Annotated in this window: 26 protein-coding genes; all 26 read left to right on the top strand. The window is 61.5% G+C overall.

Annotated elements, in window-relative coordinates; genetic code table 11:
- Window positions 1-130 precede the first annotated feature (130 nt).
- The 26 genes from AC4D2M_RS02525 to rplO all read left to right on the top strand — a co-directional run bounded on the left by AC4D2M_RS02525 (window position 131) and on the right by rplO (window position 19,888).
- Window positions 131-4,024 carry a DNA-directed RNA polymerase subunit beta' gene (locus AC4D2M_RS02525; RefSeq protein ID WP_490889688.1) on the top strand — a complete coding sequence of 1,298 codons (3,894 nt, stop codon included), beginning with the start codon at window positions 131-133 and terminating at the stop codon, window positions 4,022-4,024.
- A 376-nt stretch (window positions 4,025-4,400) separates the two neighbouring features.
- Window positions 4,401-4,775, top strand: coding sequence for a 30S ribosomal protein S12 (gene rpsL, locus AC4D2M_RS02520; protein WP_026545668.1), 375 nt, complete (start codon window positions 4,401-4,403; stop codon window positions 4,773-4,775).
- A gap of 1 nt (window position 4,776) precedes the next feature.
- The gene (gene rpsG, locus AC4D2M_RS02515) at window positions 4,777-5,247 is read left to right on the top strand and encodes a 30S ribosomal protein S7 (protein ID WP_043440595.1); all 471 of its coding nucleotides are present in this window, start codon (window positions 4,777-4,779) and stop codon (window positions 5,245-5,247) included.
- A gap of 88 nt (window positions 5,248-5,335) precedes the next feature.
- Complete coding sequence (gene fusA / locus AC4D2M_RS02510; RefSeq protein WP_490889685.1) at window positions 5,336-7,450, top strand: elongation factor G; 2,115 nt, start codon at window positions 5,336-5,338, stop codon at window positions 7,448-7,450.
- A gap of 121 nt (window positions 7,451-7,571) precedes the next feature.
- The gene (tuf, locus tag AC4D2M_RS02505; RefSeq protein WP_490889683.1) at window positions 7,572-8,762 is read left to right on the top strand and encodes an elongation factor Tu; all 1,191 of its coding nucleotides are present in this window, start codon (window positions 7,572-7,574) and stop codon (window positions 8,760-8,762) included.
- 83 nt (window positions 8,763-8,845) lie between these two features.
- Complete coding sequence (locus AC4D2M_RS02500; RefSeq protein WP_490889681.1) at window positions 8,846-9,448, top strand: hypothetical protein; 603 nt, start codon at window positions 8,846-8,848, stop codon at window positions 9,446-9,448.
- Between the two features lie 402 nt (window positions 9,449-9,850).
- Window positions 9,851-10,159 carry a 30S ribosomal protein S10 gene (rpsJ, locus tag AC4D2M_RS02495; protein WP_003803825.1) on the top strand — a complete coding sequence of 103 codons (309 nt, stop codon included), beginning with the start codon at window positions 9,851-9,853 and terminating at the stop codon, window positions 10,157-10,159.
- A 16-nt stretch (window positions 10,160-10,175) separates the two neighbouring features.
- Window positions 10,176-10,832, top strand: coding sequence for a 50S ribosomal protein L3 (gene rplC / locus AC4D2M_RS02490; protein ID WP_490889679.1), 657 nt, complete (start codon window positions 10,176-10,178; stop codon window positions 10,830-10,832).
- Between the two features lie 3 nt (window positions 10,833-10,835).
- Window positions 10,836-11,489: a 50S ribosomal protein L4 gene (gene rplD / locus AC4D2M_RS02485; RefSeq protein ID WP_490889677.1), complete on the top strand. Its 654-nt coding sequence runs from the start codon at window positions 10,836-10,838 to the stop codon at window positions 11,487-11,489.
- Window positions 11,486-11,791 carry a 50S ribosomal protein L23 gene (gene rplW / locus AC4D2M_RS02480; RefSeq protein WP_490889675.1) on the top strand — a complete coding sequence of 102 codons (306 nt, stop codon included), beginning with the start codon at window positions 11,486-11,488 and terminating at the stop codon, window positions 11,789-11,791. The genes rplD and rplW overlap by 4 nt, the downstream gene beginning before the upstream one ends.
- A gap of 31 nt (window positions 11,792-11,822) precedes the next feature.
- Window positions 11,823-12,662, top strand: coding sequence for a 50S ribosomal protein L2 (gene rplB, locus AC4D2M_RS02475; protein ID WP_299167066.1), 840 nt, complete (start codon window positions 11,823-11,825; stop codon window positions 12,660-12,662).
- A gap of 12 nt (window positions 12,663-12,674) precedes the next feature.
- A complete protein-coding gene (rpsS, locus tag AC4D2M_RS02470) occupies window positions 12,675-12,956 on the top strand; it encodes a 30S ribosomal protein S19 (protein WP_011692805.1) in 282 nt (93 codons plus the stop codon).
- Window positions 12,957-12,995: 39 nt separating this feature from the next.
- On the top strand, window positions 12,996-13,361 hold the full coding sequence (rplV, locus tag AC4D2M_RS02465) for a 50S ribosomal protein L22 (protein WP_026545659.1): 366 nt from the start codon (window positions 12,996-12,998) through the stop codon (window positions 13,359-13,361).
- Window positions 13,362-14,204 (top strand): 30S ribosomal protein S3, encoded by an 843-nt coding sequence (gene rpsC / locus AC4D2M_RS02460; RefSeq protein WP_490889672.1) that lies wholly within the window; start codon window positions 13,362-13,364, stop codon window positions 14,202-14,204.
- Window positions 14,205-14,621, top strand: coding sequence for a 50S ribosomal protein L16 (gene rplP / locus AC4D2M_RS02455; protein ID WP_026545657.1), 417 nt, complete (start codon window positions 14,205-14,207; stop codon window positions 14,619-14,621).
- 2 nt (window positions 14,622-14,623) lie between these two features.
- On the top strand, window positions 14,624-14,971 hold the full coding sequence (gene rpmC / locus AC4D2M_RS02450) for a 50S ribosomal protein L29 (protein WP_309071303.1): 348 nt from the start codon (window positions 14,624-14,626) through the stop codon (window positions 14,969-14,971).
- Window positions 14,968-15,261, top strand: a complete 294-nt coding sequence (gene rpsQ, locus AC4D2M_RS02445) for a 30S ribosomal protein S17 (protein ID WP_490889670.1) — start codon at window positions 14,968-14,970, stop codon at window positions 15,259-15,261. Before rpmC ends, rpsQ begins: the two co-directional genes overlap by 4 nt.
- A gap of 370 nt (window positions 15,262-15,631) precedes the next feature.
- Window positions 15,632-16,000 (top strand): 50S ribosomal protein L14, encoded by a 369-nt coding sequence (gene rplN, locus AC4D2M_RS02440; protein ID WP_026545654.1) that lies wholly within the window; start codon window positions 15,632-15,634, stop codon window positions 15,998-16,000.
- Between the two features lie 2 nt (window positions 16,001-16,002).
- Window positions 16,003-16,380, top strand: a complete 378-nt coding sequence (gene rplX / locus AC4D2M_RS02435) for a 50S ribosomal protein L24 (protein ID WP_490889668.1) — start codon at window positions 16,003-16,005, stop codon at window positions 16,378-16,380.
- Window positions 16,380-16,955: a 50S ribosomal protein L5 gene (rplE, locus tag AC4D2M_RS02430; RefSeq protein ID WP_490889666.1), complete on the top strand. Its 576-nt coding sequence runs from the start codon at window positions 16,380-16,382 to the stop codon at window positions 16,953-16,955. The genes rplX and rplE overlap by 1 nt, the downstream gene beginning before the upstream one ends.
- A gap of 94 nt (window positions 16,956-17,049) precedes the next feature.
- On the top strand, window positions 17,050-17,448 hold the full coding sequence (gene rpsH / locus AC4D2M_RS02425) for a 30S ribosomal protein S8 (protein WP_167994165.1): 399 nt from the start codon (window positions 17,050-17,052) through the stop codon (window positions 17,446-17,448).
- A gap of 20 nt (window positions 17,449-17,468) precedes the next feature.
- Complete coding sequence (gene rplF / locus AC4D2M_RS02420) at window positions 17,469-18,005, top strand: 50S ribosomal protein L6 (RefSeq protein ID WP_490889664.1); 537 nt, start codon at window positions 17,469-17,471, stop codon at window positions 18,003-18,005.
- Between the two features lie 2 nt (window positions 18,006-18,007).
- Window positions 18,008-18,391 (top strand): 50S ribosomal protein L18, encoded by a 384-nt coding sequence (gene rplR / locus AC4D2M_RS02415; protein WP_490889663.1) that lies wholly within the window; start codon window positions 18,008-18,010, stop codon window positions 18,389-18,391.
- Complete coding sequence (gene rpsE / locus AC4D2M_RS02410) at window positions 18,388-19,128, top strand: 30S ribosomal protein S5 (RefSeq protein ID WP_490889661.1); 741 nt, start codon at window positions 18,388-18,390, stop codon at window positions 19,126-19,128. Before rplR ends, rpsE begins: the two co-directional genes overlap by 4 nt.
- Entirely contained in the window at window positions 19,128-19,340 is a 213-nt protein-coding gene (gene rpmD / locus AC4D2M_RS02405) for a 50S ribosomal protein L30 (protein ID WP_309071309.1), read from the top strand. The genes rpsE and rpmD overlap by 1 nt, the downstream gene beginning before the upstream one ends.
- Entirely contained in the window at window positions 19,340-19,888 is a 549-nt protein-coding gene (rplO, locus tag AC4D2M_RS02400; protein ID WP_490889660.1) for a 50S ribosomal protein L15, read from the top strand. Before rpmD ends, rplO begins: the two co-directional genes overlap by 1 nt.
- Window positions 19,889-20,043: the final 155 nt, after the last annotated feature.

Genomic DNA, 20,043 nt, shown 5'->3' with positions numbered 1-20,043 from the left:
TTCCGGCGGCCGCGGACGGCCTTGGAATATTAAAGGCCGCTTCCTCGAACACCGGTCCGGCGCAGGGCTTGACCCTCGCCGCACCCCATAAGACTTTTTGAATTAGAGAATAAAGAGAGACAGGGACCACATGTCCAGCGAATCCTCATTCGGCCTCATGCGAATCGGCCTGGCCACCGCGGAAGAGATCCGCGGCTGGTCGTACGGCGAAGTCAAGAAGCCGGAAACCATCAACTACCGCACGCTCAAGCCCGAGAAGGACGGACTCTTCTGCGAGAAGATCTTCGGCCCTTCCCGCGACTGGGAATGCTACTGCGGCAAGTACAAGCGAGTGCGCTTCAAGGGCATCATCTGTGAGCGGTGTGGCGTTGAAGTCACCCGTGCAAAGGTACGCCGCGAGCGCATGGGCCACATTGAGCTCGCCGCTCCTGTTACGCACATCTGGTACTTCAAGGGTGTTCCCTCACGCCTTGGCTACCTCCTTGATCTTGCACCGAAGGACCTCGAGAAGGTCATCTACTTCGCCGCATACATGATCACCTCGGTTGACGAGGAAAACCGCCACGCCGAACTGCCGAACCTCCAGGCCGAACACGACCTCGAGAAGAAGCAGCTCGTCGACCAGCGTGACTCCGACATCGCCGCGATTGCCCGCGACCTCGAGAACGAGCTTGCCCGTCTTGAGGGTGAAGGCGCCAAGGCTGCCGACAAGAAGAAGGCACGCGACTCCGCTGACCGCCAGATGGCGAACCTTCGCAAGCGGGCCGATGCCGAGATCGAGCGCCTCGAGCAGGTCTGGGACCGGTTCAAGAACCTCAAGGTCGCTGACCTTGAAGGTGACGAGGGCCTGTACCGCGAACTGCGCGACCGCTACGGTCTGTACTTCGAAGGCTCCATGGGAGCAGAGGCGATCAAGAAGCGCCTCGAGAACTTCGACATGCAGGCTGAGGCAGAGCTGCTTCGCGACATCATCCAGAACGGCAAGGGCCAGCGCAAGACCCGCGCCCTGAAGCGCCTGAAGGTTGTCAACGCGTTCCTCACCACCACCAACAGCCCGCTGGGCATGGTGCTCGACGCCGTACCGGTGATCCCGCCGGAACTGCGTCCGATGGTGCAGCTGGACGGTGGCCGCTTCGCGACCTCCGACCTGAACGACCTGTACCGCCGCGTGATCAACCGCAACAACCGCCTGAAGCGACTGCTTGATCTTGGGGCTCCCGAGATCATCGTGAACAACGAAAAGCGCATGCTCCAGGAAGCTGTTGACTCGCTGTTCGACAATGGCCGCCGCGGCCGTCCGGTCACCGGACCGGGTAACCGCCCGCTCAAGTCGCTCTCCGACATGCTCAAGGGCAAGCAGGGTCGTTTCCGTCAGAACCTGCTCGGCAAGCGCGTCGACTACTCGGGCCGTTCGGTCATCGTCGTCGGCCCGCAGCTGAAGCTGCACCAGTGTGGTCTGCCCAAGCAGATGGCCCTGGAGCTCTTCAAGCCGTTCGTGATGAAGCGCCTGGTTGACCTCAACCACGCACAGAACATCAAGAGCGCCAAGCGCATGGTCGAGCGTTACCGTCCGCAGGTCTGGGATGTCCTCGAAGAGATCATCACCGAGCACCCTGTGCTGCTGAACCGTGCACCTACCCTGCACCGCCTCGGCATCCAGGCGTTCGAACCGCAGCTGGTTGAAGGCAAGGCCCTTCAGCTCCACCCGCTGGTCTGCGGTGCGTTCAACGCTGACTTCGACGGCGACCAGATGGCAGTTCACCTGCCGCTGAGCCCGGAGGCCCAGGCTGAAGCACGCATCCTGATGCTGTCCTCGAACAACATCCTGAAGCCTTCTGACGGCCGCCCGGTCACCCTGCCTTCACAGGACATGATTATCGGTTTGCACCACCTCACCACCAAGCGTGAGGGTTCGGCAGGGGAGGGGCGCGTCTTCTCCAGCCCTGCTGAGGCAATCATGGCGTTCGATTCCGGCGAGCTGCACCTGAACTCGGTTGTGAAGATCCGCGTTCCGAACTTCGTTCCGGGTCCCGACACCGTAGCCCCTGAGGGCTGGGAAGAGGGCACCCCCGCGCTGATCGAAACCTCGCTCGGCCAGGTGCTGTTCAACGAGACGCTGCCCGAGGACTACCCATGGGTGGACAAGGTTGCGGACAAGGGCCAGCTCTCCACGATCGTCAACGATCTCGCGGAGCGCTACCCGAAGGTTGTCACCGCGGCGACGCTGGACAACCTGAAGGATGCCGGCTTCTACTGGGCAACCCGCTCGGGCGTCACCGTAGCCATTTCCGACATTTCCGCGCCCATCAACAAGGCCGGAATCATGGAGGGTTACGAGACGCAGGCCGCCAAGGTCCAGGCACAGTTCGACAAGGGCCTCATCGCTGATGAGGAGCGTCGTCAGGAACTGATCGACATCTGGAACAAGGCGACCAACGAGGTTGCTGAGTCCATGCGCGGCGCTATGCCGAAGGACAACACCATCAACCGCATGGTGTCCTCCGGTGCTCGCGGTAACTGGCTGCAGGTTCGTCAGATCGCGGGTATCCGTGGTCTGGTGGCAAACCCCAAGGGTGAGATCATCCCGCGTCCGATCAAGTCCTCCTACCGTGAGGGCCTGTCGGTTCTGGAATACTTCATCGCCACGCACGGTGCCCGTAAGGGTCTTGCAGATACCGCTCTGCGTACCGCGAACTCGGGTTACCTGACCCGTCGTCTCGTGGACGTGTCCCAGGACGTCATCGTCCGCGAGGACGATTGCGGTACCGAGCGCGGCCTGAACGTCACCATCGCTGTACCGAACCACGACGGCGAGCTCGTCCTGCATGAGGAAGTCGAGAACTCGGCTTACGCACGCACGCTGGCCACCGACGTCGTTGATTCCAACGGTGAGGTGCTGGCTCCTGCGGCTTCCGACGTCGGCGACGTGCTGATCAGCAAGCTGTTCGCAGCCGGGGTGACGGACATCAAGGTGCGCTCGGTCCTGACCTGTGAGTCCAGCGTCGGAACCTGTGCGCTGTGCTACGGACGCTCGCTGGCAACCGGCAAGACCGTGGACATCGGTGAGGCAGTCGGCATTATCGCCGCGCAGTCCATCGGTGAGCCCGGTACCCAGCTGACCATGCGTACCTTCCACACCGGTGGTGTTGCTTCCGCTGAGGACATCACCCAGGGTCTGCCCCGTATCCAAGAGCTCTTCGAAGCGCGTACACCCAAGGGTGTCGCGCCGATCTCGGAGGTCGCCGGACGGGTCACCATCGAGGACGCAGAGAAGCAGCTGCGCCTCGTGGTTACTCCGGACGACGGATCCGAAGAGATTGCCTACCCGGTCCTGCGGCGCGCACGCCTGCTGGTTGCCGACGGCGATCACGTCGAGGTCGGCCAGCAGCTGGTCTTCGGTGCGGTTGATCCCAAGCAGATCCTCCGCATCCTCGGCCCGCGCAAGGCCCAGGAATTCCTGGTTGACGAGGTCCAGCGCGTGTACCGCAGCCAGGGCGTAGGCATCCACGACAAGCACGTGGAAGTCATTGTCCGGCAGATGCTGCGCCGGGTCACCGTCATCGAGTCCGGCGACTCCGACCTGCTCCCCGGTGAGCTGGCCGAGCGTCGCCGCTTCGAGGACGAGAACCGTCGAGTGGTGTCCGAGGGCAAGAAGCCGGCGTCCGGCCGGCCCGAGCTCATGGGTATCACCAAGGCATCGCTCGCCACGGAGTCCTGGCTGTCGGCCGCTTCCTTCCAGGAGACCACGCGTGTTCTCACGCAGGCCGCCATGGAAGGCAAGAGCGACCCGCTGCTCGGCCTCAAGGAGAACGTCATCATCGGTAAGCTCATCCCGGCCGGCACCGGTCTGGATCGCTACACGAAGATCACGGTCGAGCCCACCGAAGAAGCCAAGGCAAACCTGTTCACCGGTCCGAGCGCGTTCAGCGACTTCGACTACGCAGGTGTCGACGGCGGACTCAGCCCTGAGTTCCACGCCATCCCTCTGGATGACTACGACATGGGGTCGAGCGACTTCCGCTGATAAGGCCGGTAAGAGCTCGCACTGATTGAGCGGAGGGGCCCGGACCGCAGTTTCCTACTGCAGGCCGGGCCCCTTTGCTGTGTGCTTTACCATGCTGCTTTTGACGGCGGCAAGCCCGCCGCGTGCAATCTGTTAGACTTGTCTGGAATTGTTTGTGTGGCAGTGGATTGGCGTCTCTTCGGACGTATCTCCGTGTTGTAGGGAACTTGTACAACGAATGCCACATTTTTGCACGCCTACGGTCGTTTTGCTTACAACTTCAGTAGGCACTCCAAACGACTGACAAGCTTCGCTTGATGCGGCCGGCCTCGTGCCGGCGGCGGGATGCGGAGTCAGCAGAGATCTGATCTCAAGACAACATACGGAGAACTGAGAAGTGCCTACCATTAACCAGCTGGTCCGTAAGGGCCGGTCACCTAAGGTCTCCAAGACCAAGGCGCCCGCACTGAAGGGCAGCCCCATGAAGCGCGGTGTCTGCACCCGCGTTTACACCACCACCCCGAAGAAGCCGAACTCGGCTCTGCGGAAGGTCGCGCGCGTCCGCCTCAACGGTGGCATCGAAGTAACTGCCTACATCCCGGGCGTCGGCCACAACCTCCAGGAGCACTCCATCGTGCTCGTACGCGGAGGTCGTGTGAAGGACCTTCCCGGTGTGCGTTACAAGATCGTCCGTGGCGCACTGGATACCCAGGGCGTAAAGAACCGCAAGCAGGCTCGCAGCCGCTACGGCGCAAAGATGGAGAAGAAGTAATATGCCTCGTAAGGGCCCGGCCCCGAAGCGGCCGCTCGTTGTAGATCCCGTCTACGGTTCGCCCCTGGTCACCCAGCTGATCAACAAGGTGCTCGTCGACGGCAAGAAGTCCACCGCTGAGCGCATCGTCTACGGTGCCCTCGAAGGCGCCCGCGCCAAGAGCGGCGGCGATCCGGTTGCAGCACTCAAGAAGGCTATGGACAACGTCAAGCCCACCCTTGAGGTTCGCTCCCGCCGTGTTGGTGGAGCCACCTACCAGGTTCCCGTTGAGGTCAAGCCGGGCCGTTCCACGGCCCTCGCCCTCCGCTGGTTGGTCGGTTACTCGAAGGCGCGCCGCGAGAAGACCATGACCGAGCGTCTCCAGAACGAGATCCTCGATGCTTCGAACGGTCTGGGCGCCGCTGTGAAGCGCCGCGAAGACACGCACAAGATGGCTGAGTCCAACAAGGCCTTCGCTCACTACCGCTGGTAATCGCGCTGCCGATACCTCACTCCCGCTTCGGTGGGAGTGAGGTATCGCGGCGGTCCAGCAGAACTCCATCTTAGAAAAGGGAGACACCGTGGCACAGGACGTGCTTACCGACCTCAACAAGGTCCGCAATATCGGCATCATGGCCCACATTGATGCCGGCAAGACCACTACTACCGAGCGCATCCTGTTCTACACGGGTGTAAACCACAAGATTGGCGAGACGCACGACGGCGCCTCGACGACTGACTGGATGGAACAGGAAAAGGAACGCGGCATCACCATCACCAGCGCCGCGGTGACCTGCTTCTGGGAACAGAACCAGATCAACATCATCGACACCCCCGGTCACGTTGACTTCACTGTCGAGGTAGAGCGCTCGCTGCGCGTCCTCGACGGTGCAGTTGCAGTGTTCGACGGCAAGGAGGGCGTTGAGCCCCAGTCCGAGACCGTCTGGCGTCAGGCTGACAAGTACGAAGTTCCCCGCATCTGCTTCGTCAACAAGATGGACAAGCTGGGCGCTGACTTCTACTTCACCGTTGACACGATCATCAGCCGCCTCGGCGCCAAGCCGCTGGTCATGCAGCTGCCGATCGGTGCCGAAAACGACTTCGTCGGCGTCGTCGACCTCCTTTACATGCGCGCACTCGTGTGGCCCGGTGACTCCAAGGGTGACGTGACCATGGGCGCCAAGTACGAGGTCCAGGAGATCCCGGCTGACCTCCAGGCCAAGGCTGAGGAATACCGCGCAGCACTGGTCGAGGCCGTTGCCGAGTCCTCCGACGAGCTGATGAACAAGTACCTTGAGGGCGAAGAGCCCACAATCGAGGAACTCAAGGCCGGCATCCGGAAGTTGACCATCAACTCCGAGATCTACCCCGTTCTCTGTGGCTCTGCGTTCAAGAACCGCGGCGTACAGCCGATGCTCGATGCCGTCATCGACTACCTGCCCTCCCCGCTGGACGTGCCGCCCATGGTCGGACACGATCCCCGCGACGAGGAAGCAGCGCTGACGCGCAAGCCGAGCACCGAGGAACCATTCTCGGCACTCGCGTTCAAGGTAGCGACTCACCCGTTCTTCGGCCAGCTGACGTTCATCCGGGTCTACTCCGGCCACGTCACCGCAGGCACCGGGGTCGTGAACTCGACCAAGGGCAAGAAGGAACGCATCGGCAAGCTCTTCCAGATGCACGCCAACAAGGAAATTCCTGTTGACGAAGCCTTCGCCGGCCACATCTACGCGGCTATCGGCCTGAAGGACACCACCACCGGTGACACCCTGTCCGATTCAAGCAACCAGATCGTCCTCGAGTCGATGAGCTTCCCGGAGCCGGTCATCTCGGTTGCGATCGAGCCGAAGACCAAGGGTGACCAGGAGAAGCTTTCGACGGCTATCCAGAAGCTCTCGGCTGAGGATCCCACCTTCCAGGTATCCCTCAACGAGGACACCGGCCAGACGATCATCGCCGGCATGGGCGAGCTCCACCTCGACATCCTGGTGGACCGCATGCGCCGCGAGTTCAAGGTTGAGGCGAACGTCGGCAAGCCTCAGGTTGCTTACCGCGAAACCATTCGCGGTACGGTGCAGAAGCACGATTACACCCACAAGAAGCAGACGGGTGGATCCGGACAGTTCGCGAAGATCCAGATCATGATCGAGCCGATGGATACTTCCGAAGGAGAGCTGTACGCCTTCGAGAACAAGGTCACCGGTGGTCGTGTTCCGCGCGAGTACATCCCCAGCGTCGATGCAGGCATCCAGGATGCCCTCAACGACGGCATCCTGGCTGGATACCCGGTGGTCGGCATCAGGGCAACGCTGCTTGACGGCGCGTACCACGATGTTGACTCCTCCGAAATGGCCTTCAAGATCGCCGGTCGCATGGCGTTCAAGGAGGCAGCCCGCATGGCAAAGCCCGTGCTGCTCGAACCGCTGATGGAGGTGGAAGTCCGCACACCCGAGGAATACATGGGTGATGTGATTGGCGACCTCAACTCCCGCCGCGGCCAGATGCAGTCCATGGAGGACGCGAGCGGTGTCAAGGTCATCCGTGCGCACGTGCCGCTGTCCGGCATGTTCGGCTACATCGGCGACCTGCGCTCGAAGACCCAGGGACGCGCTGTCTACTCAATGCAGTTCGACAGCTACTCGGAGGTCCCGAAGGCAGTAGCCGACGAGATCATCCAAAAGACCCGCGGAGAGTAATCCCGGCTCGTCCGGACCGCAATTTCACCAAAATAAAAGCCCCCAGTAGACTTGCATGAGTTTCAGCCGCGAAAAGCGTGGCTGGGGAGTAAGTCTTCTAAAAACGTTCTAGGAGGAACCCGTGGCGAAGGCAAAGTTCGAGCGGACTAAGCCGCACGTTAACATCGGCACCATTGGTCACGTTGACCATGGAAAGACCACGTTGACGGCTGCCATTTCCAAGGTGCTGTACGACAAGTACCCCACCCTCAACGAGGCACGTGACTTCGCGTCGATCGACTCGGCTCCCGAGGAGAAGCAGCGCGGCATCACCATCAACATCTCGCACGTTGAGTATCAGACCGAGAAGCGTCACTACGCACACGTTGACGCCCCCGGTCACGCTGACTACATCAAGAACATGATCACGGGTGCGGCCCAGATGGATGGCGCCATCCTCGTTGTTGCCGCCACCGACGGTCCGATGGCCCAGACCCGCGAGCACGTTCTGCTCGCCCGCCAGGTTGGTGTTCCCTACCTGCTGGTCGCGCTGAACAAGTCCGACATGGTTGATGACGAAGAACTGCTTGACCTCGTTGAAATGGAAGTTCGTGAGCTCCTGAGCTCGCAGGGCTTCGATGGCGACGACGCTCCTGTTGTTCGCGTTTCCGGCCTGAAGGCCCTCGAGGGTGACCCGGAGTGGGTCAAGTCCGTTGAGGACCTGATGGATGCCGTTGACAACAACGTTCCTGACCCGATTCGCGACAAGGACAAGCCGTTCCTCATGCCTGTTGAGGACGTCTTCACCATCACCGGTCGTGGAACCGTTGTGACGGGCCGCGCCGAGCGTGGAACCCTCGCAATCAACTCCGAGGTCGAGATTGTCGGCATCCGTCCGGTCCAGAAGACCACGGTTACCGGTATCGAGATGTTCCACAAGCAGCTCGACGAGGCTTGGGCCGGCGAGAACTGTGGTCTGCTGCTCCGCGGCATCAAGCGCGAAGACGTAGAGCGTGGCCAGGTTATCGTCAAGCCGGGTTCCATCACCCCGCACACCGACTTCGAGGCCAACGTCTACATCCTGGCCAAGGACGAGGGCGGTCGTCATAACCCGTTCTACTCCAACTACCGCCCGCAGTTCTACTTCCGTACCACTGACGTCACCGGTGTCATCACCCTCCCCGAGGGCACCGAGATGGTCATGCCTGGCGACAACACTGAGATGAGCGTTGAGCTCATCCAGCCGATCGCAATGGAAGAGGGCCTCGGCTTCGCTATCCGCGAAGGCGGCCGCACCGTTGGATCAGGTCGCGTTACCAAGATCGTCAAGTAGTAGCTTCACCACTACTGCTGGTTAGAAAGCCCCGCTGCGTTAGCACAGCGGGGCTTTCGTCTTTCTGCCGTAAAGTTGGGGCGGTGCAGATCTACTCGAGCTCCCCGTTCCAGCGCACCTGGCAGCTGCTGACCGACGTCTTTGCAGTCGCCGCCGTCGTCGTCGCCTGGCTTTTCTCCCGAGCGACGTTTGACGCTCTTTCCAATCTGGCAGTGTTCGGGCAGGGCCTGGAAGATGCCGGGAGCCGCTTCCAAAGCACCATGAGTGACGCCGCGGAAGGCATCGGGGGAGTGCCCCTCATCGGAGACCAGGCGAGCGAGCCCTTCCTGGACGCCGCGGAAGCGGGCGGCATCCTCATCGGCGCCGGCCAGGATCAGCAAGATGCCGTGGCCCAGGCCGCAGCAATAGTGGGGTGGGCACTTTTCCTGCTTCCGGTCCTTCTCCTTATTCCGATGTGGCTGATACCTCGGGTGCGGTTTGTCGTAAAGTCCAAGCGGACGCGCCGCCTGCAGCAGGAGGACGGCGGCAGGGAACTTCTTGCGCTGCGTGCGCTCGTTCTTGCGAATCCTTCCCAACTTCGCAAGGTGTCCGATGACCCTGTGCGGGCGTGGCGTGAGGGGGATTCTGCGGCAGTGGACGGTTTAGCACGGCTGGCGCTCAAACAGGCAGGAGTAAAAGCCGGCTAGAACTTTCCCGGCGTGTCGGCGAGCGAACCGGCGTGAAAACAGGTGCGGATTCGCATTGTGCCGCACAATCTGGCAGACTAGGTGAGTTGTTCAAGCGCCTGTGCGCGCGGTTTTGAGCTGTAGTCCCGATCAGGATAATGCCTGATGCAGGGTCGCATCCGCCGCGGAAGCTGGCCCAAATATAACCCGCCCCAATCCAATAGCTCGGATTAGCGCTGAATCTCCATGTGGAAGATACGCGACACGCCCGAGCGCGGGGGTCGGAGCCTCGGCAGGGTGAGGAACCCGGAACTATCCGGATTCAGTCTGCTGGAGGAGCGCCACAACAACAGGCGCACGTACGTAGCCAGGAACGTCACCGCACGGTGGCGTTCTTCATGACAGAGAGAGAGTCGAGACGCCATGGCGGGACAAAAGATCCGCATCCGGCTGAAGTCGTATGACCACGAGGTCATTGACGTTTCAGCTCGGAAGATCGTTGAGACGGTGACGCGCGCAGGCGCAACGGTAGTCGGCCCCGTGCCGCTGCCCACGGAAAAGAACGTTTACTGCGTTATCCGGTCGCCGCACAAGTACAAGGACAGCCGCGAGCACTTTGAAATGCGCACGCACAAGCGTCTGATCGACATCATTGACCCCACGCCCAAGGCCGTCGACTCGCTCATGCGCCTCGACCTTCCCGCGGACGTGAACATCGAGATCAAGCTGTAAGGGAGAGAAGATAACTATGTCTACTTCGCTTACGCGCCAGGTCAAGGGACTGCTCGCTACCAAGCTCGGCATGACCCAGGTCTGGGATGAAAACAACCGCCTCGTCCCGGTAACGGTCCTGCAGGCTGACTCCAACGTCATCACGCAGCTGCGTACCGCTGACGCCGACGGCTACAGCGCCGTCCAGATCGGCTTCGGTCAGATCGATCCGCGCAAGGTCACCAAGCCGCTCGCCGGTCACTTCGAGAAAGCCGGCGTCACGCCGCGCCGCCACGTCGTTGAACTGCGCACTTCCGACGTCGATTCCTACTCGCTGGGTCAGGAACTCTCTGTTGAGCTGTTCGAAGCCGGCCAGCAAGTCGACGTCATCGGCAAGACCAAGGGTAAGGGCTTCGCCGGCGTCATGAAGCGCCACGGGTTCCACGGTGTTGGTGCCTCGCACGGTGCCCACAAGAACCACCGCAAGCCCGGCTCGATCGGTGGAGCCTCCACCCCCAGCCGCGTCTTCCGTGGAATGAAAATGGCAGGCCGTATGGGTGCCGTTCGCCAGACCACGCTGAACCTCACCGTTCACGCTGTGGACGTCGAGAAGTCGCTGCTGCTGATCAAGGGCGCCGTCCCCGGCGCCCGCGGACAGGTCGTACTCGTACGCACCGCCGTGAAGGGAGCATAAGTCATGGCTACCAAGACTTTGAAAGTTGATCTCCCCGCCGAGATCTTCGACACACAGACCAACGTTCCGCTGCTGCACCAGGTCGTCGTGGCCCAGCTTGCTGCTGCCCGCCAGGGTACGCACAAGACCAAGACGCGCGCCGAGGTCAGTGGAGCAGGTCGCAAGCCGTTCAAGCAGAAGGGCACCGGTCGCGCACGCCAGGGCTCGATCCGCGCACCGCACATGACCGGTGGTGGCATCGTTCACGGTCCCACGCCGCGTGACTACAGCCAGCGCACGCCCAAGAAGATGAAGGCAGCCGCCCTGCGCGGTGCACTCTCTGACCGGGCACGCAACGGACGCATTCACGTCATCGAGTCGCTGGTTGGTAGCGAGAAGCCGTCGACCAAGGCCGCAATGGCTACGCTGCGCGGTGTCTCCGAGCGTCCGAACCTGCTGGTCGTCATTGAGCGTTCAAACGACCTGGCCGCACTGTCCGTGCGTAACCTCGTCGAGGTCCACACCCTGTACGTGGATCAGCTGAACACGTACGACGTACTCGTGTCGGACGACGTGATCTTCACCAAGGCCGCTTACGACGCTTTCGTCGGATCGGCTGTGACTGAGGATGCTGCGGCTGACTCCGCTACGACTACAACTGAGGAGGACGCCAAGTGAGTGGCTCCATCACAAAGGATCCTCGCGACGTCGTCATTGCACCCGTCGTGTCGGAGAAGAGCTACGGCCTGATCGACGAAGGAAAGTACACCTTCCTGGTCGACCCGCGCTCCAACAAGACCGAGATCAAGCTGGCCGTGGAGAAGATTTTCTCCGTAAAGGTCGACTCGATCAACACCATCAACCGTGCCGGTAAGCGTAAGCGCACCAAATTCGGATGGGGACAGCGCAAGAACACCAAGCGCGCAATTGTCACCCTCAAAGAAGGCACGATCGACATCTTCGGCGGTCCGCTCAGCTAGAGCGGAGACCACTTTAACGAGGAACTGAAAAATGGCTATCCGCAAATACAAGCCGACAACCCCGGGCCGTCGCGGCTCGAGCGTTGCCGACTTCGCAGAAATCACACGGTCGACGCCGGAGAAATCCCTGGTGCGTCCGCTCCCCAAAAAGGGCGGCCGTAACAACAGCGGCAAGATCACCACCCGTCACAAGGGTGGTGGACATAAGCGTCAGTACCGTCTCATCGACTTCCGTCGCCACGACAAGGACGGTGTCAACGCACGCGTTGCCGAGATCGAATACGATCCCAACCGCACCGCGCGCATTGCCCTCCTGCACTACATTGACGGCACGAAGCGCTACATCATCGCGCCGAACAAGCTGAAGCAGGGCGACTTCGTTGAGGCCGGCCCCGGTGCCGACATCAAGCCCGGCAACAACCTGCCGATGCGTAACATCCCCGTGGGTACTGTTATCCACGCGGTGGAGCTGCGTCCCGGTGGCGGTGCCAAGATGGCACGCTCCGCTGGTGCTTCGGTCCAGCTGGTCGCCAAGGAAGGCCGCTTCGCGCAGCTTCGTCTGCCGTCCGGTGAAATCCGCAACGTTGATGTGCGCTGCCGCGCCACCATCGGCGAGGTCGGTAACGCCGAGCAGTCGAACATCAACTGGGGCAAGGCAGGCCGCATGCGCTGGAAGGGCGTTCGCCCGACCGTCCGTGGTGTTGCGATGAACCCCGTTGATCACCCGCACGGTGGTGGTGAAGGCAAGACTTCCGGTGGACGTCACCCCGTCAACCCGAACGGTAAGGCCGAAGGCCGTACCCGCCGTCCCAACAAAGAAAGCGACTCGCTCATTGTGCGTCGCCGTCGTTCCGGCAAGAACAAGCGATAGGAGCCTGGAAACATGCCACGCAGCCTGAAGAAAGGCCCCTTCGTCGATCAGCACCTGTTCGTCAAGGTGGACCGCGAGAACGAGAAGGGCACCAAGAACGTCATCAAGACGTGGTCCCGCCGTTCCATGATCATCCCGGACATGCTCGGCCACACGATTGCCGTGCATGACGGGCGCAAGCACATTCCGGTGTTTGTCACCGAGTCGATGGTCGGGCACAAGCTCGGCGAATTCGCTCCCACGCGGACATTCCGCGGCCATGTGAAGGACGACCGCAAGGGCAAGCGCCGCTAAGGCGCCTGTTTCTACGGCTAAGACGAGAGAAGGAAAGCAATGGAAGCCAAGGCTATTGCGCGTCATCTGCGCGTAACGCCTATGAAGGCCCGGCGCGTCGTCAACCTTGTTCGTGGTAAGCAAGCGAATGAGGCTCTGGCAATCCTGAAGTTTGCCCCCCAGGCAGCTTCGGAGCCGGTTTTCAAGGTAGTTCAGTCGGCAGTTGCAAACGCCCGGGTCCTCGCGGACCGCGATGGCGTTGCATTCGACGAAGGCGACCTCATCATCAGCGAAGCATATGTCGATGAAGGTCCCACGATGAAGCGGTTCCAGCCGCGTGCCCAGGGCCGCGCATACCGCATCAACAAGCGGACCAGCCACGTCACTGTTGTTGTCGCTACCCCTGAGAAAGTGGAGGACCGCTAAGTGGGACAGAAAGTAAACCCGCACGGGTTCCGACTCGGCATCACCACTGACCACAGGTCACACTGGTTTGCTGACAGCAACAAGCCGGGCCAGCGCTACAAGGACTTCGTTCGCGAGGACGTCAAGATCCGCCAGCTCATGTCCACGGGCATGGACCGCGCCGGCATCGCCAAGGTTGAGATCGAGCGCACCCGCGATCGCGTTCGTGTGGATATCCACACGGCACGTCCGGGTATCGTGATCGGCCGCCGCGGCGCCGAAGCGGACCGCATCCGCGGCGAGCTCGAGAAGCTCACCGGCAAGCAGGTTCAGCTGAACATCCTCGAGGTCAAGAACCCCGAGATCGAGGCGCAGCTGGTTGCCCAGGGCATCGCTGAGCAGCTCTCTTCACGTGTGGCTTTCCGCCGCGCCATGAAGAAGGCTATGCAGTCGGCACAGCGTGCCGGTGCCAAGGGTATCCGCGTACAGTGCTCCGGTCGCCTCGGCGGCGCCGAAATGAGCCGTTCGGAGTTCTACCGCGAAGGCCGTGTGCCCCTGCACACCCTCCGCGCGAACATCGACTACGGCTTCTTCGAGGCCAAGACCACCTTCGGCCGTATCGGTGTGAAGGTGTGGATCTACAAGGGCGACGTCACCGCCAAGGAACTTGCTGCCCAGGCAGCTGCTGCGCCGTCGCGCGGACGTGGCGGAGACCGCCCCGGACGCGGCCCGGCCGGCCCGGACCGTGGTGACCGCCGTCGTCGTAATGCCGATCGTGGTGCCGGTCAGGGTGAGGCTAACGCCGCTCCCGCCGAGTCCGCACCGGCTGAGTCCGCTGCTGCAGCGGAAGGAGGACAGGCTTAAATGCTTATCCCACGTCGAGTAAAGTTCCGTAAGCAGCACCACCCGGGTCGTTCGGGCGCTGCAACCGGCGGCACGCAGGTCAGCTTCGGCGAGTGGGGTATCCAGGCTCTGAGCCCGGCATACGTCACCAACCGCCAGATCGAATCTGCGCGTATCGCAATGACCCGTCACATCAAGCGTGGTGGAAAGGTGTGGATCAACATCTACCCCGACCGTCCGCTGACCAAGAAGCCTGCTGAAACCCGTATGGGTTCCGGTAAGGGTTCCCCTGAGTGGTGGGTCGCCAACGTCAAGCCGGGCCGTGTTCTCTTCGAACTCTCCGGTGTCAATGAAGAGGTAGCTCGCGAGGCACTGCGCCTGGCAATTCACAAGCTGCCGTTGAAGGCACGTATCGTGCGTCGTGAGGGTGGTGAATAGTCATGGCACTCGGTTCAAAGGAACTGGCAACCGACCAGCTGGATGGGTTCGATAAGGACCGTCTGGTGGAGGAACTCGCCAAGGCTAAGGAAGAGCTGTTCAACCTGCGCTTCCAGTCAGCCACCGGTCAGCTTGAAAACCACGGCCGTCTGCGCGCTGTGAAGCGGGATATCGCCCGCATCTACACCGTGCTTCGTGAGCGCGAGCTGGGAATTCGGCCCGACGTCGTTGCCCCGGTAGAAGAAGCGAAGACTGAAAAGGCCGGCAAGAAATCGAAGGGTTCCAAGGCTGCCTCCACGAAGGACGAAAAGTCCGTGGAAACACAGGCTTCTGAGGAGGATGCCAAATGAGTGAAGAGAAGATTGAGGCAACAGTGCCGGAGACCGCAACTCGCGGTTACCGCAAGACCCGCCGCGGCTATGTCGTCTCCGACAAAATGGAGAAGACCATCGTCGTTCAGGTGGAGGACCGTGTAAAGCACGCCCTCTACGGCAAGGTCATCCGCCGCACCTCGAAGGTCAAGGCCCATGATGAGCAGAACACCGCTGGTGTTGGCGACATGGTCCTGATCAGCGAGACCCGCCCGCTGTCCGCTACCAAGCGGTGGCGCCTGGTTGAGGTCATCGAGAAGGCCAAGTAAAGACCCTTACAGGTCTGGTCGATTCGTCGACACGAAGCAGTCCCTCGTTCCTTGCGGAGCGGGGGACTGCTTGCTTTTCAAAACGTGCTAGGATATTGAGTTTGTATGGCGCCTTCCGTGCCGGCTTCAGTGTGAACTGAGCCGCGCAGTCATGGAGCGCTGACGTGAAACCTCGTAAACAATCGTGCTCCGGCATAGTACTTCCCTGCGCGTACCGCGTCTGGGAGGCAAATGCCTCGGGCACGGGCGTTTAGGCCCTCCACTGGCAAAATCCAGGTGGGTCCAGAGACACCCCGATCAACCGTTCCGCAAGGCTCATTCCGTATGCAGTATTTCGGCCTGAGAACCAGCGCGACGCAAGGAGTAGACAGTGATTCAGCAGGAGTCGCGACTTAAGGTCGCCGACAACACTGGTGCTAAGGAAATCCTTACCATTCGTGTTCTCGGCGGTTCCGGACGTCGCTACGCAGGAATTGGTGACGTGATCGTCGCCACCGTTAAAGACGCTATCCCCGGTGGGAACGTCAAGAAGGGCGATGTGGTCAAGGCTGTCATCGTCCGCACCAAGAAGGAACGCCGCCGTGCGGATGGTTCCTACATCAAGTTCGACGAGAATGCTGCCGTTATCCTCAAGGGTGACGGCGATCCTCGTGGTACCCGTATCTTCGGCCCGGTCGGTCGCGAACTTCGCGACAAGCGCTTCATGAAGATCATTTCACTGGCCCCGGAGGTGCTGTAGTCATGGCTCAGACCCGTTCGAAGCTGAAGATCAAGAAGGGTGACCTTGTTCAGGTCATCACTGGCGCCAAGCAGGAGCGCGGCGGAGACCGCGGCAAGCAGGGCAAGGTCCTCAAGGTATTCCCTGAGAGCAACCGCGTACTGGTCGAGGGCATCAACCGCATCACGAAGCACACCAAGGTCGGACAGTCGCAGCGCGGCACCAAGACCGGTGGCATCGAGACCGTTGAGGCTTCCATCCACATCAGTAACGTCGCAGTTGTAGACCCGGAGACCAAGAAGCCCACCCGCGTCGGCTACCGCACCGAGACCGTGGAGCGGGACGGCCGTGAGCGCACGGTCCGCATCCGCGTCGCCAAGGCATCAGGGAAGGATCTGTAATGACTGCTGAAGCCGTAGAAACCAAGATCACCCCGCGCCTGAAGGCCCGCTACGCAGCAGAGATCAAGTCCTCGCTGCTGGAGGAATTCAACTACAGCAACGTCAACCAGGTTCCCCGGCTCGTCAAGGTCGTTGTGAACATGGGTGTTGGAGATGCCGCCAAGGACTCCAAGCTCATTGACGGCGCAGTCCGCGACCTTACCCAGATCACCGGCCAGAAGCCGCAGGTCACCAAGGCACGCAAGTCCATCGCGCAGTTCAAGCTCCGCGAAGGTATGCCGATCGGTGCACACGCGACCCTGCGCGGAGACCGCATGTGGGAGTTCGTCGATCGCCTGGTCACGCTGGCCCTGCCCCGTATCCGCGACTTCCGCGGTCTCAACGGGCGCCAGTTCGACGGTAACGGCAACTACACCTTCGGCCTCACGGAGCAGTCCATGTTCCACGAGATCGACCAGGACAAGATTGACCGTGTCCGCGGTATGGACATCACCGTTGTGACCACTGCCAAGACCGACGACGAAGGCCGCGCACTGCTCAAGGCGCTCGGCTTCCCGTTCAAATCCGAAGATTAATCAACTACGTTGCAGGTCCGTTCCGCAGAGGAAGCCAGCTGACGCTGGGTTCCCCGGGAGTCCGGAAACCGTTACGAGGAAGGGCTAGAGCCCAATGACAATGACAGATCCAGTTGCAGACATGCTTACGCGTCTCCGCAACGCCAACTCGGCATACCACGACACCGTGTCAATGCCATACAGCAAGCTGAAGGCACGCGTTGCCGACATCCTGAAGGCTGAAGGCTACATCGCCGGCTGGAAGGAAGAAGAGGCTGAGGTGGGCAAGAAGCTCACTATCGACCTCAAGTTTGGTCCCGACCGTCAGCGCTCCATTGCAGGCATCCGGCGCATCTCCAAGCCGGGTCTGCGCGTATACGCAAAGTCCACCAACCTGCCGCACGTACTTGGCGGGCTGGGCATTGCCATCCTGTCCACGTCCTCCGGTCTGCTCACAGACCGCCAGGCAGCCAAGAAGGGTGTAGGTGGGGAAGTCCTCGCCTACGTCTGGTAGCGGGAAAGGGAAAGAGAAACATGTCACGTATTGGACGTCTCCCCATCACCGTGCCTGCAGGCGTTGAGGTCAAGATTGACGGCAGTGTTGTTTCCGTCAAGGGATCCAAGGGCGAGCTGAGCCACACTGTTGCCAGCCCGATCCAGGTTTCGCTTGAGGACAGCACGATCACCGTCTCCCGCCCGAACGACGAGCGCGAAGCGCGTTCGCTGCACGGCCTGACCCGCACCCTGATCTCCAACATGATCGTTGGAGTTACCGAGGGCTACAAGAAGAACCTTGAGATCGTCGGCACCGGTTACCGTGTGCAGGCCAAGGGTTCTGACCTGGAGTTCGCGCTGGGCTACAGCCACCCCGTGCCTGTGAAGGCACCGGAGGGCATCACGCTGACCGTGGACAGCCCCACCAAGGTCTCCGTTTCCGGCATCAACAAGCAGCAGGTCGGCGAAGTTGCTGCGAACATCCGCAAGCTGCGCCGTCCGGATCCCTATAAGGGCAAGGGCATCCGCTACGCCGGCGAGGTTATTCGCCGCAAGGTCGGAAAGGCTGGTAAGTAACCATGTCACTGAGCATCAACAAGAAGCGCATCTCGAAGAGCAAGTCCGCCCAGCGCGGACGGCGTCACCTTCGGGTCCGCAAGCGCATCACCGGTACCGCTGTTCGTCCCCGCCTGGTAGTCAACCGTTCAGCCCGTCACGTATTCGTGCAGGTTGTCGACGACTCCAAGGGCATCACCCTTGCATCGGCGTCGACCCTCGAGGCCGACCTGCGTGCGTTCGAAGGTGACAAGACCGCCAAGGCCAAGCGCGTTGGCGAGCTTGTTGCTGAGCGGGCAAAGGCTGCGGGTATTGAGGCAGTCGTATTCGACCGTGGAGGCAACAAGTACCACGGCCGGGTTGCCGCAATCGCAGACGGCGCACGTGAAGGTGGGCTGGCACTGTGACCGAGCAGAACAACGCAAAGGAAGCCTCATTGAATACGGCAAAGGCTGAGCAGCCTGCAACTGAAGCTCCCGCAGCCGAGTCCACCGAGACGGCGTCGACCACTGACGATCGCCGCGGTGGCGGTGCTCGCCGTGGAGAGCGTGGCGGACGCGACAGCGGCCGTGGCGGTCGCGATGGCGGCCGTGGCGGTCGCGATGGCGGCCGTGGCGACGACAAGGACAAGTTCGTAGAGCGCGTCGTGTCGATCAACCGTGTGGCAAAGGTCGTCAAGGGCGGCCGGCGCTTCAGCTTCACCGCACTCGTTGTTGTCGGCGACGGCAACGGCATGGTCGGCGTCGGCTACGGCAAGGCCAAGGAAGTTCCCATGGCCATCTCCAAGGCAGTAGAGGAAGCCAAGAAGTCCTTCTTCAAGGTTCCCCGCATCGGCGGCACCGTTCCCCACCTGGTTCAGGGTGAGGCAGCGGCCGGCGTCGTGCTCCTGCGTCCGGCTTCGCCGGGTACCGGTGTAATCGCCGGTGGTCCGGTGCGCGCCGTGCTGGAGTGCGTCGGTATTCACGACGTCCTCTCCAAGTCGCTCGGGTCCTCCAACGCCATCAACATTGTTCACGCAACCGTTGACGCGCTGAAGCGGCTCGAAGAGCCGCAGGCAGTGGCTGCACGCCGCGGCCTTCCGCTGGACGAGGTTGCCTCAACATCGATGCTGCGCGCAATGCAGGATCAGAAGGCAGGTGCGTAATGGCAACTCCGAAGCGCCTGGTTGCCAGCTCCGCAAAGCTGGAAATCACACAGATCAAGTCCGTTATCGGCGGTAAGCAGAACCAGCGGGACACCCTTCGTTCACTCGGCCTCAAGCGAATCGGACACACCGTTGTCCGCAACGCTGACGAGGTGACCGTAGGCATGGTCAACACGGTTCCGCACCTCGTGAAGGTTGAGGAGGCCAAGTAATGGCAGAGAAGAAGACGGTGGAGGAATCCACCGAGAAGAAGCCGGCCCGCAAGCCTGTTGCCAAGGCTGCTGCCGCTCAGGAAACTGCTGAGAGCACGCCTCGCGTCCACGCGCTGAAGGTACACCACCTTCGTCCCGCCCCCGGTGCCAAGACCGCCAAGACCCGCGTCGGTCGTGGTGAAGGTTCCAAGGGTAAGACCGCCGGCCGTGGCACCAAGGGCACCAAGGCCCGTTACTCGGTCAAGGCAGGTTTCGCGGGTGGGCAGCTGCCGCTGCACATGCGCCTGCCGAAGCTGCGTGGCTTCAAGAACCCGTTCCGCGTTGAGTACCAGGTTGTCAACCTGGACAAGATCAACGAGCTGTACCCCGAAGGCGGCGAGGTGTCCGTGGACAGCCTGATCGCCAAGGGTGCAGTGCGCAAGAACCAGCTCGTCAAGGTTCTCGGTACGGGCGACATCGCGGTCAAGGTGGACGTCAAGGTTCACGCCGTGTCCGCCAGCGCGGCTGAGAAGATCACCGCCGCAGGCGGCTCGGTCTCAGGGCTCTAGTTCCCAGCATCGCTTCCCTCCGCGGACCGTCAGGTTGTCCTTTGGACATCGGTGCGACGGCGGAGGGGAGCGGACTGTGATCTAGCTCATGAAGCAACTAGACTCTTGGTGGGCCGGGTTTCCCGGCTCTCCAGGAGTTTTGTTTCGTTTAACAG

It is taken from the genome of Arthrobacter sp. TJ-270 (assembly GCF_058269075.1).
The sequence above is the reverse complement of the archived record's forward strand: the minus strand, read 5'-3'. Positions and strand labels throughout refer to the sequence as shown.

Bases quoted from the DNA above. Each gene is read 5' to 3' on its own strand.
- rpsG (WP_043440595.1), top strand. From the start codon at position 4,777: ATGCCTCGTAAGGGCCCGGCCCCGAAGCGGCCGCTCGTTGTAGATCCC.
- rpsQ (WP_490889670.1), top strand. From the start codon at position 14,968: ATGAGTGAAGAGAAGATTGAGGCAACAGTGCCGGAGACCGCAACTCGC.
- rplB (WP_299167066.1), top strand. From the start codon at position 11,823: ATGGCTATCCGCAAATACAAGCCGACAACCCCGGGCCGTCGCGGCTCG.
- rplO (WP_490889660.1), top strand. From the start codon at position 19,340: ATGGCAGAGAAGAAGACGGTGGAGGAATCCACCGAGAAGAAGCCGGCC.
- rplR (WP_490889663.1), top strand. From the start codon at position 18,008: ATGTCACTGAGCATCAACAAGAAGCGCATCTCGAAGAGCAAGTCCGCC.
- rplD (WP_490889677.1), top strand. From the start codon at position 10,836: ATGGCTACCAAGACTTTGAAAGTTGATCTCCCCGCCGAGATCTTCGAC.
- AC4D2M_RS02525 (WP_490889688.1), top strand. From the start codon at position 131: ATGTCCAGCGAATCCTCATTCGGCCTCATGCGAATCGGCCTGGCCACC.
- rplP (WP_026545657.1), top strand. From the start codon at position 14,205: ATGCTTATCCCACGTCGAGTAAAGTTCCGTAAGCAGCACCACCCGGGT.
- rplC (WP_490889679.1), top strand. From the start codon at position 10,176: ATGTCTACTTCGCTTACGCGCCAGGTCAAGGGACTGCTCGCTACCAAG.
- rplV (WP_026545659.1), top strand. From the start codon at position 12,996: ATGGAAGCCAAGGCTATTGCGCGTCATCTGCGCGTAACGCCTATGAAG.
- rpsS (WP_011692805.1), top strand. From the start codon at position 12,675: ATGCCACGCAGCCTGAAGAAAGGCCCCTTCGTCGATCAGCACCTGTTC.
- rpmC (WP_309071303.1), top strand. From the start codon at position 14,624: ATGGCACTCGGTTCAAAGGAACTGGCAACCGACCAGCTGGATGGGTTC.
- rplF (WP_490889664.1), top strand. From the start codon at position 17,469: ATGTCACGTATTGGACGTCTCCCCATCACCGTGCCTGCAGGCGTTGAG.
- rplE (WP_490889666.1), top strand. From the start codon at position 16,380: ATGACTGCTGAAGCCGTAGAAACCAAGATCACCCCGCGCCTGAAGGCC.
- rpsJ (WP_003803825.1), top strand. From the start codon at position 9,851: ATGGCGGGACAAAAGATCCGCATCCGGCTGAAGTCGTATGACCACGAG.
- rpsH (WP_167994165.1), top strand. From the start codon at position 17,050: ATGACAATGACAGATCCAGTTGCAGACATGCTTACGCGTCTCCGCAAC.
- rpmD (WP_309071309.1), top strand. From the start codon at position 19,128: ATGGCAACTCCGAAGCGCCTGGTTGCCAGCTCCGCAAAGCTGGAAATC.
- rplX (WP_490889668.1), top strand. From the start codon at position 16,003: ATGGCTCAGACCCGTTCGAAGCTGAAGATCAAGAAGGGTGACCTTGTT.